Here is a 19,811-nt window from a genome sequence, read left to right on the forward strand (position 1 = left end):
AAGACAATTCATGAAAAATACATTCAACTTATTACTCATCACCATTCTAATGGTGACTTCGGCCTGCTCAAATGATGATGATGACATGTCGGTTGCGGATTGTACGACTGTTACCGACCTTGGAACAAAATCTTCATTGGCCAGTGTAGTTGATCTGGCAGCTAAAGCAACTGCATTTAAAGCTTCCCTGTCTGACGACAACTTAGCCATCATGCAATATTGTCTGAACGATAGTGAACTTGCCCTCTGGGCTTTCCTTCCTGAAGGAGAAGTGGATCGCGAGGGACTGAGATTGGGAGAAGTAAGTGCATCTTCACTGGGCCTATTTGAAATTATGATGGAAACTTTCTTAAGCTCTCAGGGATATGACAAAGTAGATTGGATTATTAATACACTGGAGGTATTTGTGGAATCACAGCAAGGTAGCACCAACTATGGCTCAGGGTATTTCACGGTAACCATGTTCAATGATCCCGAAGTTGATGGTTCTTGGGCTGTGCAGTTGGAAGGCCACCATTTAGCCATGACTTTTGTCGTCAATGAAGACAATATACTTTTTACCCCTACATTCTTTGGTGGAAGACCTAGAGTCCATGAAGGAACGAATATTTTTGCTGATGAGGAAAGCCTGGGGCTTGCTTTTGTGAACTCACTGACTACAAGTCAGCTAGCTATTGCTAAAACCGCTGATCTCGCTCCAGAGAACTCTGGATATGCGGCAAATAAAGGAAGTAATGAGGATCGTTTTGGAGATTATGCCTATGATGAAGGTGAGAAAACAGAGGGTATTGCCTATAATGATTTAGATGCTAACCAACAGGTTAAATTGCATGAGCTGATACAATACTACGTAGCTAATTATAACAGTGATTTTACTGCTGGTTTGTTGACGGAGATTGAGTCAGGGCTGTCTTCCACCCAATTTGTATGGAAAGGCTCCACCGATGATACAAATGTGAATAATTTGGACATTACAACAGCCGATCGCTATTATTATAGAATTTACAATCCAGCCTTGTTTATTGAATTTGACATATCGGAATTTAGCGATCCGGCAGATACGCATCATGACCATTTTATTATCAGATCTCCAACTGATGATTTTGGCCCATTTGCTTCTATACTTCCGACATTGGATATTCAGCGTCATTTTGAAACAGCGCCTCATCATGAAATTGAGCGTCAATTACTGGCTCAAAGACATGGCCACAATCACAACAATGGACTTGCACATGCACACCATCCTATTAATGTGGAAAAGGAAATAGCTTTAAGATTGGTAGAAATGATGCATAAGACCAAATCTTAACCTGGAAAATGTTTAGAGTCATTATTTATGGAGTGTTCAGTTGGACTATCATTTTTATCCGCTGTACAAGAATTCGATTTATAAAACTATTTACGAGGCCCAATGAAAGGTACCAACTGTCAATATAACTGGCTCAGTCCTCAGTCATATTTACTTACACACTGGTTTCGGGACCTTATAGTGTTCGCAATTCGGCCTTTGCTATCAATGGAATATTTTTTTTAAGCCTGGAATCAAACCAAAAAAATCAAATCTCATGAAAAAGTCACTCGTAATTTCTATTATAGTCACAATACTTTTCTCTATGAGCAGTATCGCTCAGACTCCCAACCGCCATGGTGCTATCAGTCTCGATTTGGATGAAAATCTACTACCCTTCTTACAGATAAGCCGGGCCGATGATCAGGTTATGGGTATTGAAAGTGGCTCTTTCACGGTGGAGGCCTGGGTGCATATGAGAGGGAATGGCGGTGATGACTTCAACTTTTTTAAATTCCGTAGTGGAAACAATGAGTTTTCCGTGGCCTATTATGGTGATGGCCGAGTAGTGAACAACCTTCCTAACAACTGGTCATTTGAGTCGACCGGAGCAGTTGGTTTGAATAGACAATACTCCTATGACAACAACTACAATGCTCCTCTATTTAAAGATAATTGGAGGCATGTGGCCATCACTTTCGGAGAAACCGGGCGTCTTCGCTTATATATTGATGGTGAATTGGCAATCAGCCAGCAGGTAGATGGAATTGCCTCGGGCTTCTTGCCAAATAATGGCCCTGGGAATTCAGAGCTTGGCGGTCTGGGAAGGCTCAATGGCACAAAGGGAAGGTTTTATGTGAGTGAATTCCGTCTTTGGAGCGTTGAATTGAGTCAGGCAACAGTACAAAAGTACTATGATGAGGAGGTTAATGTTACGCACCCCAGTACGCAATACTTGCGCAGATATTATCATGGTAATGAATCTACTGGAAGTGGACTGGAGCAACGATTTGAGGATCGTGCTGCTGCGGGGGAATTTGATGCAAGACCAAGTAGAGCTGCAATCACTGTCACAAGTTCACTAACACCACCGTTGAAGCCTCCGGCTATGGGAGATGGGCGAATTGCAATTTCTTTGAACGCCAGTGAGTGTCAGAATTCTGTCGATTTGAATTGGACTGATCTTAACAACAGTTCAACGTTTTATCGCTACAATAGTAATCCTGATTATGGGGTCAATAACTTCGTAAACTACCGATTGACACGAGGCAACCAGGTGCTTTATGAAGGTCCGAACAGGTCTTATACAGATAACGATGTTTCCGCCGGAGATAGTCATATTTATAATTTGGAAACATACTGGTTCGTTGATGGTATCAAGAAGATATCAGACGAAAAGCTGGTGAGTAATGCCGGAACCATTCCTGAGGAGTATAGTGCTGTCAATTCATTTCAGGTAAGTACAAATAAGTGCGATGCTACTATCGATTTATCCTGGAGTTGGTCTGGTAATCAACCGCCAAAGTGGAAAATTGAAAGATCTATAAATAGTAACATGGCCAATGCAGTTACTGTAGCCTCCATCAATGGCAACATCGGAGTTTATACTGATAACAGTGTAAATATTGAAACCAATTACTATTATCGCATAGCGGCCAGTGGAAATGGCGGAAATGGATGTCCTGTGATTGGAGCGCCTTCCGGCGTGATCAATGGTTTTACTTCCCAACCACCTGTCTCACCCAATGATTTATCAGTTTTCGTGGATCAGGTAAATAATCAGTTTGACATTTCCTGGACAAACCCAGGTGGTAATAATGCAGACGGATTTGTTCTTAGAAGAGAAAACGAAGATGGCTCTGGTGTTGTAGATATTCCTTTAGGTGCAGGTATCACTACCTATACAGATGATCAGGTAGTTATTTGTCAGACTTACCGCTATAAGATTGCTGCGACCAATGAATGCTCAGCCTCAGGGGTTTTTTCTAATACGACCCAAACAGCGTTGCTGGGCAAAGATTTGAGTAATGTGATTGCTTTTGTAGAAGCCTCCAAAGGTTATTTCAGTAATTCTGTAAGAATTGAATGGGAAATTAATGGTAGCCTGTCAGCTGTGGATCGTTTCAGAATAGAACGAACCATAGCCGGTGAGGACAATTATCAGCTGATCAAAGTAATCGACAATGATCTATTGTTTGATGATGAAACAGCATCCGCATCAACTTTATATAACTACCGGGTTACCGGGGAATCTACTTGCAATGATGAACTTGTCTATACAAATGAAGTAAATGACGTAGGGTTCAGACAACCTTTTGGAATAGCCAATGGACATGTGGAATATGCAGGAGGTAATGCTGTGGAAGGTGTCAACATCATTTTTGAAAGACAGGACGGTGTCAACTCAGGAAAGAGTTTGCGTTTCGATGGCGTAAATGATCATGTGGCTATCGATGGACTCACTTACGAAAGAAGTAGCTATACAGAGATCACAGTAGAAGCATGGATAAAAACGTTGAACAGCGGTGATCAGCCTATAATTTCATTTGATCGCAACAACTATTGGCAATTGGAGATTAATGGAGATGCAGCTGATGAAGGCAAAGTTGGTTGGTCAGTCCAAACAAATACAGGGCCATTGGATTTAGGCGGTGTAACAAGAATAGATGATGGAGCATGGCACCATATAGCTGCAGTTTACAACAATGGTGTAGCTACTATTTATATTGATGGTCAACTTGATGCCACCTCTACGCTGGGTACTACCATGGGTACCGGAACAACCCGATTTGGATTTATAGGTGCTGAGTCAGCAGCAGATGTATTTAATGGAACACATGGCCCTGATTTGTTTTTCGATGGAAATCTTGACGAATTAAGGATTTGGTCTACCGCTCGGACAGCTGAGGAAATTGCTGGAAATTACAACAGGTACATCAACAACAATGTTTCAGGCCTGCTTGCATACTATCGATGCGATGAAGGAATAGGAAGTCAAATCTATGATACTTCTAAAGATGGAGAATTTTTCAATAAACATGACGGTACTTTTGCTGAGGGCGCAGGTTTTTCCAGTATCATCCCTGCATCTGTACAACTGGGAGTGAAGGGTACTGCTGATGCTTTTGGTGATTTTACAGTAGGTTATATCCCTTATAGTGGTTCTGGAAATATCTTTAGAGTGACACCGGCATTTGGCCAGCATGAATTTGAGCCTTCCTCCAGATCGATCTATTTGGGGGATGGGGCTCAGGTTCAAAATGAAGTGGACTTCACCGATATTTCATTTTTCACTGTCAATGGAAAAGTGACCTATAAGGATACCAATGTGCCTGTAGAGGGTGCTAGTATCCTAATTGATGGTTTGGAGGCCATTGGAATAGACAACAAGATTGTAAGAACAGATAACGAAGGGAATTACGAAATCAATGTGCCGATTGGCAATCATTACCTTTCGGTTGAGAAGGAAGGACATGTGTTTTCCAAAGGATTCTTTCCACCGTTAGATGACTTTGGGAGTATTGTTTTCCATGAGTTCATTGAAGACCTCACGGTGAATTTTACCGACAGTACCAAAGTAAAAGTAGCTGGCAGAGTAGTGGGTGGACTTGTAGAAGCGGAGAAAGTAATCGGCTTCGGAAAGTCAGTAAACAATGTGGGTGTTACTACTATCACGCTTGACTTGCAGAATGAGGCTTATAACTTCCCAACGGCCTCTGTTGATACCGATCCAACCTCCGGGGAGTATGAAATAGAATTGATCCCTGAGCAGTTCATTTTAAGTGACATTTTGACGGCGGGAGGTTACATTATCCCATCTACTGAGCTGTCTGTTTTGGATCTTCGTAATAGTCTCAACGAAACCATTTTGGTTGATACTACTTTTAACAGTGAAGGCGTGGTCGAAGCCATCGATACTTTCACTTATCAGCATAACCTGTCTTTTACCATACGTACCACGCCAATTATTGAAGTGTCAGACGCTTCAACCGGAGAAGAGTTAAGGGGTGATAGTGTGGTCTATTTTATCAACCAATCAACAGGAGAAGCAGACACACTTGAACTTGGGGAGAACAACCCGTTCAGATTTGATGTCTATCAACTGGGGAATGATTACGAAGTGGAGGTACAATTGGTAGAACAGTATATCAATCCGGCTCACCCGGAATTTGGTTTGCTAACAGATCATGTCCCTGTTGAAGAAGCGGACATCACGGTGATAAACAACCTAAGTGTAACGCCCGGGTCTATCACAGGACAAACAAACAGCGAGGGAAAATACTTATTTGAGTTTGTAGGCGGCCCACCCAGTCTTTCGATGGATGGCGCAAACTCTTATACAAAAACGCTGGAGATACTTGCCTCTACCTCATCCGATAATATTACCTGGAATGAAGGAGATGTTTATCGCGGTTACCTATTAGGTGCACAGCCTCTGGATGGCACTGACTTCATTACCTATGGCCCTGAAGTGCCTGAAATTATTTTGCATGATCCACCGGGGAGCAACAGTTACGCTTATATCGAGCAAGGTTCAAGTTATACCAAGGAAGAAGCGTGGAGTTCGTCGGACAATAAGGAATCGTCATTGGACCTTACTTTATACAAAGGTTTTAGCATCGCGTTTGGTGGTGGGTTGGCTGGGCCTTTCCAGGAATTTGACTTTGTGAATGACTCCGAAAAAGGACTGGAAATCAAAAGAGCAGTGAGCCAAAGTGGGCGATTCAGCGAGACTTTCACTTTTAATGAACGTATTGAAACCAGCAGAGACCCTGAGGATGTCGGCTCAAATGCAGACCTTTACATCGGCAAGGCCTATAATGCCTTCATCTCTCAATCCACCAATCTCAAGCCGGTGACCAAGAGTTTCGCAGTAGACAATGGACTCGACTTTATTGATTACGCCGACATCCCTTCAACAGATGATGACATCGTCATGGCTTTCGTAGATGGGATTGTCATAGATGATAGCGGGTTAGAAACCTATTTCATTTATTCCCAACGGCAGTTGATCAATGAGATAATTCCTGATCTGATTGCCCTCCGGGATGACGTATTGATCAATTCGCCAAATTACACTTCCAATTTCCCCTTGGATAATCGCTACTGGGGTATGAGCAATGACGATCTTGATATAGATCATCTCAATGATTCCTTACATGCGGTAGGAATTGACACAGCCAATTTCGCCTCCTACACCATCGATTTAACCGGTGTTGAAACATATGACATTCAGGATTCCGTGGGGTTCCTCAACCAGCAAATAGGGGTCTGGCTAGGCGTTTTAGCGCTAAATGAGGCCGATAAAGTTAATGCCCAATTGGTCCGTAATATATCTATTGATGGCTCTACCGGATCAATTGAAAATACGATAAGCCAGGACATTACCTCCGAATACACTCAGAATAGGGTTAACACTTTCAATGTTTATGGGAATTCTAACGCCGGATTCATCCAAAGTGGAAAAGGTTTCAGACTCAATTCCAGATCTGATTTCGGTGCTACTTTCGAATCGGAAACTGGAGGTACTATTACCAACTCGGTCACTTTTGGTTATGTCATCGACGAGAGTGACGAAGGGGATTCATATAGCATAGATGTCAAGGCTGCGGATGGTTCTGGTTTCTATGGGATTGATGAGTTCTCAGAATGGGTAGCTGATAGAGACGACTGGATGAATAACTATGTTTTCACATCCTCTAAAACTGGTGTCAAGAGGGTAGCAAAGGCGGCTATCAAAAAGAAAATTGGAAAAATCACCTCCAAGGCCACTGCCAGGAATAATGCCTATGTTTCAGCTGCCTTCTTTGCAATAGATGTTGGCCTACAGATTTATGATGCCGTTGGTTTGTACAACTTTAGAGAGACGGTGAGTAATAAAATGAACGACAACGGTGCTTTCGACATCTCGCGATTTGGTATCTCCAGCCCCATTTTTACCACTCGTGGTGGTTCAACACGGTGCCCTTATGAAGATGGCGAAGAGACCGATTTCTATATTAATCCAAATACTCAGGCCACTTATGAGCTCCATACAGCAACCATTCAACGAGAAGTACCAGAAATAAATGTGGAACCATCAATCTTGACTGACGTTCCGGAGGATGAAGAAGCAATCTTCACTTTAAAACTTCAGAATTTAAGTGGGTCTTCTTCACCAATGTGGTACGATTTCCGAATCGATGAGTCTACTAATCCTGATGGCGCTATCCTATTGATTGATGGCACAGATCCCGAGCAATCCTTTTTAGTCCCATTTGGAGAAACTTTACAAAAAACCCTGACCATCGCCAAGGGGCAGCCAGATGTATTCGAGTATAATGATATAGGGTTGATCTTGAGCTCTACCTGTCAATTTGATCCTACCAGTGACCTTGAAGTCATTGCCGATACGGTCTACGTTTCAGTATCCTTTCAGCCGGAATGCTCATCAGTCTCCATCGGGAATTTGGCTGATAACTGGGTAATCAACCATGCCGACAACAACAGTGCTCAGATTTCACTGGAAGATTTTGACCCTAATCTTTCTTCTTTGGAAAGGATAAATTTCCACTATCAATCAATCGGTGGAAGTCCAATCAATGCGGCGGCCTTTTTTGCTGACATCGCCAGTCTTGAGTACGATCAGTTCTCCGGACCTAAGGGACCAATAGAGGGAAGCAGTTTAGTTTTTGACTGGGATGTATCTAGTTTGATCGATCGCCAATATCAACTAAGAGCTACTGCTCAATGTTCTGATGGATCTATATTCGAAACTGACTTTATTACAGGAACGATTGACCGGGTAACGCCAGTTCCCTTTGGAACACCGGAGCCCAGTGATGGTATTTTAGGGCCGGGTGAAGATATCTCTATGAGATTCAATGAGTCCATCGAAACAGGCCTGGTAAAGGGCTTCAACATGTCCGTGACAGGAGTTCTCAATGGAGCCGATGTCTCCCACAATACCAGTATTGGATTTGACGGAGTTGATGATTATGCTTCTGTAAATGGCATATCCCTCAACAACAAGTCATTTACTATTGAATATTGGTTGCAGCGTGAAATCGGTGCTACTGGTACGGTCTTTTCTAAAGGTGTTGATGATGCTCAAATTGGCTGGTCGTTTGATGCCGGAGGCAATATCAATTTGGCTTTCGGTGGGAACAACTACCTAATCGATCCAAGTTCATTTTATACAGTTGTCTTCCCGGAAGATGCGTGGCAGCACTGGGCCATGAGCTATAACAGAGAATCCCATGCGCTAAAAGTGTACCTCAATGACGGTCTCATTTTTGAGCAGTCATCAGTAGCCTTTGTCTCCGCCGATATTGAAACTGCCTTTCTTGGGCAAAATGTATCAGGCACTAACTTCCTTGCAGGTTCTATTCATGAATTCAGAATTTGGGAAGATGTACGATCATTTGGTGAAATAATCGCTAATATGTCTGTGACCCTCTCCGGGAAAGAACTAGGCCTTTATGGTTATTGGCCGCTTGATGAGGGGACCGGAAATCTGGCTTTGGATAAAGCCTCCGGACGTAACATGAATGCCTACGGTACCTGGGTACTTCGCCCGGGAGGTGTAGCATTCGATTTCGATGGCACCAGCCAGCACCTCGCCTTCAATGGCCAAAATGTGATCATAGATGACCAGACCGACCTCACGATTGAGTTTTGGTTTAAAGCGGCGCTTCCTTCAGCTAATGTCAGCTTATTCTCAAACGGACTTGGAGATGGTGTTGAGGTTTTCTCCGATCCTAAGTTGGCCATGAATATTTATGGTACATCAGCAGGCCAAATTCACGTGTTAAATAATGGATTTGATTTTACCGCTACGGAGGAAAACTACTTTGACGATGAATGGCATCATTTTGCTTTCACCATAGATCGGCGGTCTAATGCTAAGTCATACGTAGATGGAGTGTTGCAACGACAAAGTGCCAGCTTCAATTTTAGTCAGCTGGCAGGAACAAACATGTGGCTTGGGACAAGGGCAAAACTGACTGATCCCATTACTACCGATTTTGATCAGTACTTCCAGGGTAGAATGGATGAATTCCGTATTTGGAATACTGCCAGAAAGCAGGATCATATTGACCTCTATGCGAATACCAAATTGGCTGGCGATGAAGTTGGTTTAGTAGCCTACTACCCTTTTGAGGAATACGTGGATGTTCTGGGTGCCATTATTATGCAAGAGTCTTTGGAAGACCAATTGATCTCTGATCTCCTTATTACAGGTAGTTTGGCAACTGCTAATGCAGGAGAGACTTATTCCCAACCTGGTGAAGCAGCTGCTATCAAAGATGTCAGATCTGTTCAGGGCATTCCTTTCACTTTTACGGTAAGTGACGAAGAAATTCTCATTACACCAATTGTTGATGCCAACCGCATTGAAGGCCAGGTGATCGAAATTACGATTCAAGATATCCAGGATCTGTTTGGAAACAAAATGAGTTCGCCAGCCAGTTGGATAGCCTTTATAGAGCAAAATGAGGTGGTATGGCAGGAATCGAATATCGAATTGATCAAACTGACTGGAGAGGCATTGAGTTTTACAGTTGGCGTCGCTAATCTTGGTGGTATCCCCTATGAGTACAACCTTGAGAACCTGCCCGCGTGGTTAAGTACTTCCCAGGAGTTTGGTGTCATACAACCCAACAGCATACTAGAAATCGTTTTTGAAGTAAATGAGGGTCTAAATGTCGGCAGCTACCAACAAGGTATCAATCTAAGTACAGCTCTTGACTTTGATGAAAGATTGAATGTAAACATCAGGGTAATGGAAGCAGCTCCCGAGTGGACAATCAACCCTGAAGACTTTCAGTTGACCATGAACATTTTCGGAAATCCGATCATAGAAAATGTATCTTCTACGGATGAATTCGATAGGGTTGCGGCCTTCGTTAATGGTGAGATCAGAGGTGTAGCTAACGTCCAGTACATTGAAGAACTAGATGATTACCAGATTTTCCTCAATGTTTACAGCAACGAGGTTTCGGGTGAAACAATCGAATTTCAAATATGGGATGCAAGTACCGGAAAAGTGCATGTGAAGGTAACACCGCAACTTGCTTTTGAGCCTAATGGTATTGTTGGAAACGCTCTCAACCCTCAGGATATTGTTGCTGATGACCAAATCAGCACCACCTTAAATTTGAAAGCCGGATGGACTTGGGTTTCAATGAATCTGCAATCGGACAACTTGAACTCAGTTGATGCCACTTTGAATGGAATAGGTGCTACCGGAGATATTATCAAGAGCCAGACCTTTTTCGATCAATACGATGATGTCACGGGTTGGGTAGGCACGATTACAGCCAATGGAGGCATTCAGCCAGAGTCACTTTACAAAGTAAAACTGACTGAAGCTGCTGAACTAACTATTAAAGGAACGCCAATCAATCCAGGTGATGCTCCTATAAGCTTTGTTGAAGGTTGGAATTATCTGGGCTTTATTCCCGAAGAGAATATGACTGTGGAGGAAGCCTTGGCCACAATGAATCCTCAAGATGGTGATCTTGTTAAGAACATCAATTTATTCGCCATCTACAGTGGAGCGTTGGGTTGGATTGGCTCTTTGCAAACATTGAGGCCTACAGAAGGCTATATGCTCTTTACTTCGACATCAGGAAACATTATCTATCCCCGACAAAGTAGCCTGGCCTCCGGAAGATCAATGATTAACAAAAACTATGATATTCCCGAAGAATGGCTCATAGAACCGGCACATTTTGCCAATAATATGTCCGTTATAGCTCATATCGAAAATGCTTCCGATCTTAGCCTGACTGGAAGTGAGGTACTGCTAGCTTTTTCAGGAAATGAAAGCCGCGGCTATATCTCCCCAACCAAAATGCCTAACGGCGATAAAGTATATTTCCTTACTACGATGGGCGAACAAGATGATATCAATTTGACCTTCAAGCTTTACAATGAGACAACCGGACAGGAGGTAGAGATTGTTGAGGAGATCACCTTCAAGGCTGACGCGATTTTAGGATCGCCCAAAGCGCCAATAAGTTTGAATGGAAGAACGGCCTTAGTGGCAGGAATTGAAGATGAGCTTGATGAGCAGCTCACCCTATATCCTAATCCCATAACCGACCTCCTACGGGTTAAATTAGCTTTAGAGGTTCCTGATCGGGAAGTAACCATTAAGATCCACTCTTTGGTTGGTACTACCATTGAGACCAAAACCTTAAATACAGATGGTTACGGGAGTTTAAAGACTGAATTATCATTGTTAGAGTTATCCTCAGGGACATATGTATTGTCTGTTGTCTCGGGAGATTACCGAGAAGAACGATTAATCGTCAAGGAGTAAGCACAACTGTGAGATGAAAAGATTTTTAGAAAAGATGAAAAATATTCTCTTACTTCTTGGTTGTTTGGTATTGACTTACGCTGCAAAAGCTCAGACCCCTAACTGGTTTGTGGATGCAAGTAGTTTCGAACATTCTATGACCATTACAGGTATCGTGATGCTAAATGATGTTCAGGTCACCAATACTCAAGTGATATTGGCTGCGTTTGAAAATGGACAGGTAAGAGGCGTATCCAACCCGATCCTTGTCGAATCTATCAGCGATCACCTGTTTTTCTTAACAGTCTTCAGCAATACGAGCAGCGGCGCAGAGATCACTTTCTCATTGTATAATCCCGATCAGGATAAAGTTATTGACCTGCTTGATCCAGTGAGTTTTCAAAGTGATAAGGTACTAGGGACGGTTTCGAGCCCCTCTATTCTCACCGGAACTGTTAATAATACTCACACGCTAAATCTAGATAACGTTGAAAATAAGACCGTTGACGAGTTGCAGGAAATTGTGTTTACGGCAACAGCTGTTCATTCAGATCCGGAGACAACATTTTCCTTTAGCATAGATGATACTTCTTCCGACAAAGGTATGGAGATGGATGGCGAAACTGGTGATTTCACATGGACCCCCGAGGAAGATCAGGATGGAGAGCATACGGTGACCTTTACGGTCACTGATGGGATCTTGACCGACGAAATAGTAGTTGTCATAACCGTCAATGAGGTGAACCAAGCACCACAAATTAAAGATATAGATGATCAGGAGGTCATAGTATCTGAGCAGTTATTATTCACGATTACTGCTTCCGATCCTGATCTTCCAAAGCAGACACTGAGTTTTTCTCTAGATGCCTCGTCCATAGAAGCAGGTGTATTGATTAATCAACTGACCGGAACATTGAGTTGGACTCCTAATAACAATGATGTGGGAATTCATGAAGTTACTGTAACTGTAAATGATAGCTTCGGAGTATCTGCTAGCCAGCTTTTCCTTATCACGGTAGTATCCACACCGATAACTGGCATTGATGATAACCAAGCTGATGCACTTACGGTCTATCCAAACCCTACTCAGAATGCTATCAGTTTCAGTAAACCTGTACAGGGCAGTCTGTCCTTAATTGATGGTCATGGCAGGGTAGTTTATCAACTGGATGGAACTCAACCCATCGACATGGTTGATTTATCGGCTCTTCCTGGCGGTCACTACATTATGCACTTCTTAAATCTGGATGGAGAGGAGAGGTTTTTCAGGTTAATTCGGAAGTGAGAAGTTAAATAATCAGATTAAGGAATTTTAAGGCATCATTAGCAGTTTTTCAATAATAGAGTTATCTACTCAAAGTGTGGCCTTCATGCTTAAGAAATAAGCATTATCCTATAAATAGAAATAGCAAACGCAGTTTTAAACTCATAGCGATATCAGGAAAATAGTTAACCAATCTGCACCACTAAATATTGTACTCTTTTCTAATGCTTTATATTAGAAACCCTCTATATCTAAAATCTATATTCTTGAACGGGTGTTAGTTGATTTATTTGCTTTTGTTCGCGGACCAAAATCGGACAAAAATACGCAGAGAAATTTCTCACTAACCTCTCAGTTCTAACAAAATCACACATTCCACATGATGTGTATGCGGAAACATGTCCACCGGCTGAACTTTGGTCACACTATATTGCTCATCCATTAGTGAGATATCTCTAGCCTGAGTCGCTGGATTACAACTCACATATACCACTTTCTTCGGGGCTACCTTCAGGATCATGTTCACTACATTTTCGTGCATACCGGCTCTTGGTGGATCTGTAATGATCACATCCGGCTGACCATGCTCGGATATGAAAGCATCATTGAGTAGATCCTTCATGTCGCCCGCAAAAAAGTCAGTATTTGTGATTCCGTTCACTTCTGCATTGACAAACGCATCCTGAATGGCCTCTTCCACATATTCTATGCCTACCACTTTTTTAACTTGACCTGCACAATAATTCGCGATAGTACCCGTCCCGGTATAGAGATCATAAACCAACTCGTCACCTTTAAAGTCTGCAAACGCTATGGTCTTGTCATATAATATTTTGGCTTGTTGCGAATTGGTCTGATAAAAGGACTTCGGTCCTATCTTGAATTGCAAGTCTCCCATCTTTTCGATGATGTGATCCTTGCCGGAAAAGGTGATAATATCCTGATCATAGATGGTGTCATTTTTCTTTTGGTTGATGACATATAGCAAAGAAGTGATCTCAGGAAATTTGTCTTTGATATGATTCATGAGTAGATCGATTCTCTCCTGTTCCTCTTCAAAAAATTGAACCAGTACCATCAATTCTCCGGCATCGGTATACCTGATCATAAGTATGCGCAACAGACCATGCTGTTCTCTGATATCAAAAAAGGAGTAGTCATTGGCCAGAGCAAAGGAGCGAATTTCATTTTTAATGGCATTGGCTGGATCAGCCATCAAGTGACAAGTTTCTATGTCTACGATCTTGTCAAACAAACGAGGTACATGAAAACCTAATGCATTTCTTTCAATTACTTCCTCGGAGTCTATTTGCTCCTTGGTCAACCACTTTTTGTTGGAAAAGGTGAATTCCAATTTATTGCGATAGCGCTCTGTCTTGGCTGATCCAATGATCGGTGATAACTCTGGCAATTCCACCTTCCCTATTCTGGTCAGGTGATCCTCTACCTGTTGCTGCTTGAAGGCCAACTGAGAATCATAGGCCAGGTTTTGCCATTTGCAACCACCGCAGACACCAAAATGCTCGCAAATCGGATCAATTCTTAGATCAGAATACTTGTGAAATTTCAAAGGATATCCTTCCGAATAAGCCTTCCGTTTCTTTCTGATCTGTACATCGACTACATCTCCAGGAACTGTCTTTTCTATAAATATCACCTGACCGTCCTGACGGGCCAGACTTTTGCCTTCTGCCGCCACAGCCTCTATGGTCAGGTTTTCTATCACTATGTTCTTTTTCTTTCTTGCCATTGGCCGCAAAACTAGATAATTCAAAGCTTGAATAAACAATTTTGAATTTTCAAATTTCACATTTCAAAAGACACTTACCGACAGAATCAATTAAAACTGGGACTATTCTTAAAATTATTTCCCACTATGTCACTATCTTGTCCATACGGATGAAAAGACCATTACTAATATTGCTGGCTGTGATCATTTCCAACCTCCACGCCCTTTCCTTCCACATCGTAGGAGGCGAGATGGAGTTGGTGCATATCGATGGCTACAGATACAACCTAAACCTGATCCAATATTTTGATCGCGCACAGACCTCGAATCCGGGACCAGATTTTTCTGTATTGGTCTATATTTTCCGCAACAGTGACAATACGCTGATTCGAACTGAGACACTGACGCTTACTACCGAGGAGGCCGTACTCTATACCAATCCGGAATGTGCGATTGGCTCTCTTGCAACCTCAAGAGTCTTTTATAGCGCAGAAATTACACTTGAACCAGAAATTTTCAATGAGCCTGAAGGTTACTACATATCGTGGGAAAGATGCTGCAGAAATACCTCCATTTCGAATATTGTAAATCCGGGTGGTCAAGGAATGACCTATACCTTAGAATTTCCTCCTGTTTTCAAAGACGGCAAGCAGTTTATCAACTCTTCTCCACAGCTTTTTCCTCCATTGAGTGATTACGCCTGTGTCAACCAAACCTATTATACTGATTTTGCCGGAACAGACGCAGACGGTGATTCTATCGCTTACTCACTCCAGTTGCCGTACAACAGTTCTTCTCAAGTGGCTCTCCCAATACCACAGCCCAAACCATTTTTGGAACTGATTTATGCAAACGGAACTGATATCAACAATATTATTCCCGGCAACCCCGCGTTGGGTATTACCTCCAGTGGTTTTCTCACTGTAAACCCCACATTTACCGGACTTTATGTTTTTTCTGTTCTGGTAGAAGAGTTTAGAAACAAAGAAAAAATCGGTGAGCTAAGGCGCGATTTCCAAATGCTGGTATTGGACGGTTGCGACCCTCCCACTCCACCCAATGCCGAAGTTCGACTGCCAGGTGAAACTGAATTCTACAACGAGATTGATATCATCAATTATTCTGCGGCCGAGGAGAAATGTTTTGAATACCTAGTGGTGGACAATGCCGGTGAAAATGTGACATTAAAGGCAGAAGGTGTGAACTTTGATGAAGAGGTTTCTGACATTTTTGAGTTTAGCTCCGGTCCGATCAATGCGTCAGGAGATACGCTTCGTGTAGAGGTGTGCATCTCAGATTGCCCGTATCTTGCAAGTGAACCATACATCATTGACTTGATCGCCTCTGACAATGCCTGTCCGCTCCCACAACGGGATACCGTCCGTATGATTTTCAATGTGGAGGCACCGCCCAATACCAAGCCTTTTTATGACAGCCCCTCGAGCGCAACTACCTTGGTGAGATCACAGCCAGAAGGCGTAAGTGTAGCGCTGGACGAACTCCTTATTGGAAAAGACAATGATCTGGACTCACTAAGATTTTTCTTTTATGCTGAGGACTACGACCCGGTGGCCTATGGTATCTCTCTTGATACGGTCCTGGATACTAAAGGTGAAAAAAGGGTGAACTTCAATTGGAATACGAGCTGTCAGAACTTTCCTTTCGGAGATAGAAATACGTTCGATCTGGGCATTGTTCTCGAAGATTACGACACTTGTTCTTTCGATAGCGGCGACACTTTATTCTACGAACTGGAAGTAGTACTGCCTCCTAACACTTCTCCACAACTCGACGGTCCTGAAGCCCTATACAATCGACAGATTAAAAGCAGTTTGAACTTTGATGTCAGCACTACCGATGCTGACAATGACCCAATTACCCTGAGTGCTTTTGGAAACGGCTTCAACCTATCCAATGTAGGTATATCTTTTGTGGGTGGGCTCGAGAACGGAGTCATAGAATCACCCTTTGCCTGGGAGCTTTCCTGTGCCAATCTCAATATTACCCAAACCACCTCCTATTCCATCTTTTTCGTAACGGAGGATCAGGATTTTTGTGAAGAAACCAATGCTGACACCTTAGAGGTGGTCGTGAATGTGGTAGTTCCTGCCAATAACAAACCGGAATTCGAAATTGATGATTTTTATAGTTTGAATATAAATGAAGAATTTGTTCTCGATGTGATTGCAAACGATGGTGACAACTCCGACCTACTTACCCTTGATCTCTTATCTGTAAACTCTGCCCCTCCTTCAGAAGGGTTCTCTTTTGAAAGAAGTACAGGAAGCGGTCGGGTCTCTTCTACTTTGACATGGACACCCGAGTGTGCCTTGTTAGGAGAGAACTATGCAACAGAGTCTTACACGGTAGATTTCTTAGTATTTGACGACAACTGCCCTAACATTGAATCTCAATCCATTAGCGTAACCTTCGAGGTTTCCGAACTCGCAGTAGACTACGGGCAATTTGTGCCACCCAACGCATTTACACCCAATGGCGATGGACACAACGATACGTACACCCTTTCCAATCTTACCGATCAGATTTACAACCTTCCGCCTGACAATTGTGCAGACCAGTTTCAGTCTATCATCATTTTCGATCGAACCGGAAGTAAGATTTTTCAATCGAGCAGCAGAGAATTTGTTTGGACAGGAAATGGCGCAGATGCAGGCACCTACTACTTTCAGATCGACTACCTCAATACCGATTACAAAGGCACGATCACACTAGTTCGCTAGGATCAAAAACCAATCCCTACCCGAAGTCCATTGCCATAATTGGCACCATCCAGCAAGGCACCATAGAAATCTACGCGCAGTACTTTAAACATATGCTCCACCCCCAACCCATATTCAAAATAGTGAATGGAACCATCTGTATTTAAATAGTTGGCTGATGCGACAATCTGCGCTTTCGACTTTCTGATGAAAGGAAATTTGTTCAGAATAAAGCCATTGAAATGATGATCTACATGAATACCAAACCAGGAGTCAGTGGTACTAAACTGATAATAATCGAGTAATTGATAATTGTCATTGTCAAAATTGGCAAATACAGACTGATTGCCCGTATGGTGTTTGAAGTCGGCAAAAGTCAATCGTCTGTCATTTAAATAAGTACCTGCCCAAATCGTATAATTTCCACCTCCAAAGAGACCATATTGCATGTCTTTATAAATCCTCATCACGATCTCATCGAAATCCACCTGAGAGCCCAATCCCTTGATCCCTTTACGGTAATGCACAAACAAGGCCGGATATTGGCTTTCCAGGTTAAATTTCATATCCGGTCTGGAGATATACTTCTGGCCAAACTTGATGTTGAAACTCGTAGTGAAAACCAGTGCGTCACTCGATCCAAAAGAAGTATTTGCCAATTCCATGTTGGCTGGTGCATTGGGGGTGAATACCCGGTCATTTTCATAAAAGAAAGAGTAGTCAGAAGTATTGAAGAGTTCGTTTCTCCGGGCATATTCAAGGGTGGATTTCCAGGTTACGCCATTGACTATTTCACTGGAGTAGTAGAGTTTGACAAAAGACTTCTCATACATCTTTATATAGTTTCTTCTGTTGACCAGCGTTTCAAACGAATTGATTAGTGGCGTAATTGAGACGTCCTGATTGAATTGAGACACGAACTTGCCCCCTTCTATAAATGCACGGGTCCGTTTGATAGGATTGAACTGGTAGGAGAATTTTGCTTTGGCGTAAAAATCCTCACTGGAAAATCCATAGCGAACCGTGGGTATGATCTGGTATTTCCAGATTCCTTCTTTCTCCTGGGTATAAATTGACTTCAGGTTTACCGTTATTCCTTCGATCGTATTGTATTGCAATACGTCATAAATCGGTTGGAAACGAAAATATCTTTCCCTAAAAGACTTCTGAAAAAAATACCCTCCCACAAAAAGATTTTCGATGTTAAATTTATTCACCACCTTATCAATAGAGTCTTTATACGGTCTGGACTGCATGATCTCTTCCAGACTGTCTTTGGCCTGGTAGTCAACCGATTCAATTTTAGTTAGTGGAATCGGACGAATGAGCTCCCAATAGTCTACATCTCTTTTGTTTGCTTCCTTCTCTATTTTTAGCACTTCATTAGAAAAGTACCCTTCCGGGAATAATTGGATTCGTGCTGACTTTTTGGTTTTCACCAACTCATAATTAGGCTCTATTTGATAGTCAGAATGAATCCCTATGAAGTTGCCGTTTCCTCTGAACCCAAATACATTCAGATAATAGGCAAAGCGCTGTGAAAGTACCATCCAGATATTGTCTTTCACCGGTGCGTACACCTGATTGATATTTAGTTCGTCAATAAATTCTACCTGGTGCGCCTTGGTCAATTTAAGATCTACACTATGGATGCGCCATGAGTCCTCCAGTATATAAATAAAACCTTCAAATACCGGGTCACTTTTACGCTTGGGGATCACTCGGATTTTGTTCACCAATAAGCCTGCCTCCAACATGGTTCCTTCAAGCTTGTAGTCGTAGAACATCAAAGCATTGTTGGCGATAGGTGAAACAAAACCACGTTCGGAGAGGCCGGTGAAAGTAAGAAGATTGTCATAAAATGAAATCAACATTTGCGAACCCTGGTTGTAACTAAACGCTGAATTACTTCCACTCACTTTAGAGGAAATCATAACTTCCTTAATCTTGTCTGGTCGTGCCACACTCAAATCGGAAACAGATTCAGATAAATAAACAATGCCGGTATCGAGAGGAATATTCATACCCAGAATTTGATCTGGTTTTTCGTCGAGCGTCTGCATGCCTTTGATGTATACTTTGCAACGGTAGGCGTTTACCTCTTCCGAATGATATTTTCGTTTATCTATTGCTGCCTTTATCACCTCATAGGCAGGGTCCGGGCCATCCGCCTTGACTACGATCTCCTGCAGTTGAAGCACTTCGGGCTCTAATACCACATTGAGTAGGATTCTTCTATGATCAACTTTCAATGAGACCTGTTGTTTTTTGTAGCCCACATATTGATATACCACTTCGTAATTGCCCGGAGGCAAATCGATACTATACCGGCCTTCTATATTGGTAGTGGTACCCTTGGTGGTGTTGAGAATATACAAAGTAGCATAAGGAAGGGGCTCCCCTGACTGATCCGTCACGGTACCGAAAAGCTCAGAAGCAACTCCCTGGTAAAAGGAACCGCTGATCGCAAAAGTAAGTATGACAATTTTCAGGGACAGGTGCATGTAGGTAATCCTCCAATA

At 42.5% G+C, this 19,811-nt stretch carries 6 protein-coding genes; 4 read left to right on the plus strand and 2 right to left on the minus strand.

The window, feature by feature from the left end:
* The first annotated feature begins 10 nt into the window (after positions 1–10).
* The 3 genes from ABJD64_RS17210 to ABJD64_RS17220 all read left to right on the plus strand — a co-directional run bounded on the left by ABJD64_RS17210 (position 11) and on the right by ABJD64_RS17220 (position 12,861).
* Positions 11–1,309 (plus strand): DUF3500 domain-containing protein, encoded by a 1,299-nt coding sequence (locus ABJD64_RS17210; protein WP_348181824.1) that lies wholly within the window; start codon positions 11–13, stop codon positions 1,307–1,309.
* Between the two features lie 256 nt (positions 1,310–1,565).
* The gene (locus ABJD64_RS17215; RefSeq protein ID WP_348181825.1) at positions 1,566–11,597 is read left to right on the plus strand and encodes a LamG-like jellyroll fold domain-containing protein; all 10,032 of its coding nucleotides are present in this window, start codon (positions 1,566–1,568) and stop codon (positions 11,595–11,597) included.
* A 13-nt stretch (positions 11,598–11,610) separates the two neighbouring features.
* The gene (locus ABJD64_RS17220; protein WP_348181826.1) at positions 11,611–12,861 is read left to right on the plus strand and encodes a putative Ig domain-containing protein; all 1,251 of its coding nucleotides are present in this window, start codon (positions 11,611–11,613) and stop codon (positions 12,859–12,861) included.
* Positions 12,862–13,183: 322 nt separating this feature from the next.
* Here the strand turns inward: ABJD64_RS17220 and rlmD are convergent, their stop codons facing one another.
* Positions 13,184–14,590, minus strand: a complete 1,407-nt coding sequence (rlmD, locus tag ABJD64_RS17225) for a 23S rRNA (uracil(1939)-C(5))-methyltransferase RlmD (protein ID WP_348181827.1) — start codon at positions 14,588–14,590, stop codon at positions 13,184–13,186.
* 149 nt (positions 14,591–14,739) lie between these two features.
* On the opposite strand from rlmD, the gene ABJD64_RS17230 reads away from it, so the two are divergent.
* Positions 14,740–17,310, plus strand: coding sequence for a gliding motility-associated C-terminal domain-containing protein (locus ABJD64_RS17230; RefSeq protein ID WP_348181828.1), 2,571 nt, complete (start codon positions 14,740–14,742; stop codon positions 17,308–17,310).
* Between the two features lie 2 nt (positions 17,311–17,312).
* Here ABJD64_RS17230 and ABJD64_RS17235 read toward each other — a convergent pair whose 3' ends face one another.
* Positions 17,313–19,793, minus strand: a complete 2,481-nt coding sequence (locus ABJD64_RS17235; protein WP_348181829.1) for a DUF5686 and carboxypeptidase regulatory-like domain-containing protein — start codon at positions 19,791–19,793, stop codon at positions 17,313–17,315.
* Positions 19,794–19,811: the final 18 nt, after the last annotated feature.

It is taken from the genome of Reichenbachiella sp. (genome assembly GCF_039944555.1).
Lineage (GTDB): Bacteria > Bacteroidota > Bacteroidia > Cytophagales > Cyclobacteriaceae > Reichenbachiella.

Coding starts and splice junctions, on each gene's coding strand:
- ABJD64_RS17230 (WP_348181828.1), top strand. CDS start 14,740: ATGAAAAGACCATTACTAATATTGCTGGCTGTGATCATTTCCAACCTC.
- ABJD64_RS17235 (WP_348181829.1), bottom strand. CDS start 19,793: ATGCACCTGTCCCTGAAAATTGTCATACTTACTTTTGCGATCAGCGGT.
- ABJD64_RS17220 (WP_348181826.1), top strand. CDS start 11,611: ATGAAAAGATTTTTAGAAAAGATGAAAAATATTCTCTTACTTCTTGGT.
- rlmD (WP_348181827.1), bottom strand. CDS start 14,590: ATGGCAAGAAAGAAAAAGAACATAGTGATAGAAAACCTGACCATAGAG.
- ABJD64_RS17210 (WP_348181824.1), top strand. CDS start 11: ATGAAAAATACATTCAACTTATTACTCATCACCATTCTAATGGTGACT.
- ABJD64_RS17215 (WP_348181825.1), top strand. CDS start 1,566: ATGAAAAAGTCACTCGTAATTTCTATTATAGTCACAATACTTTTCTCT.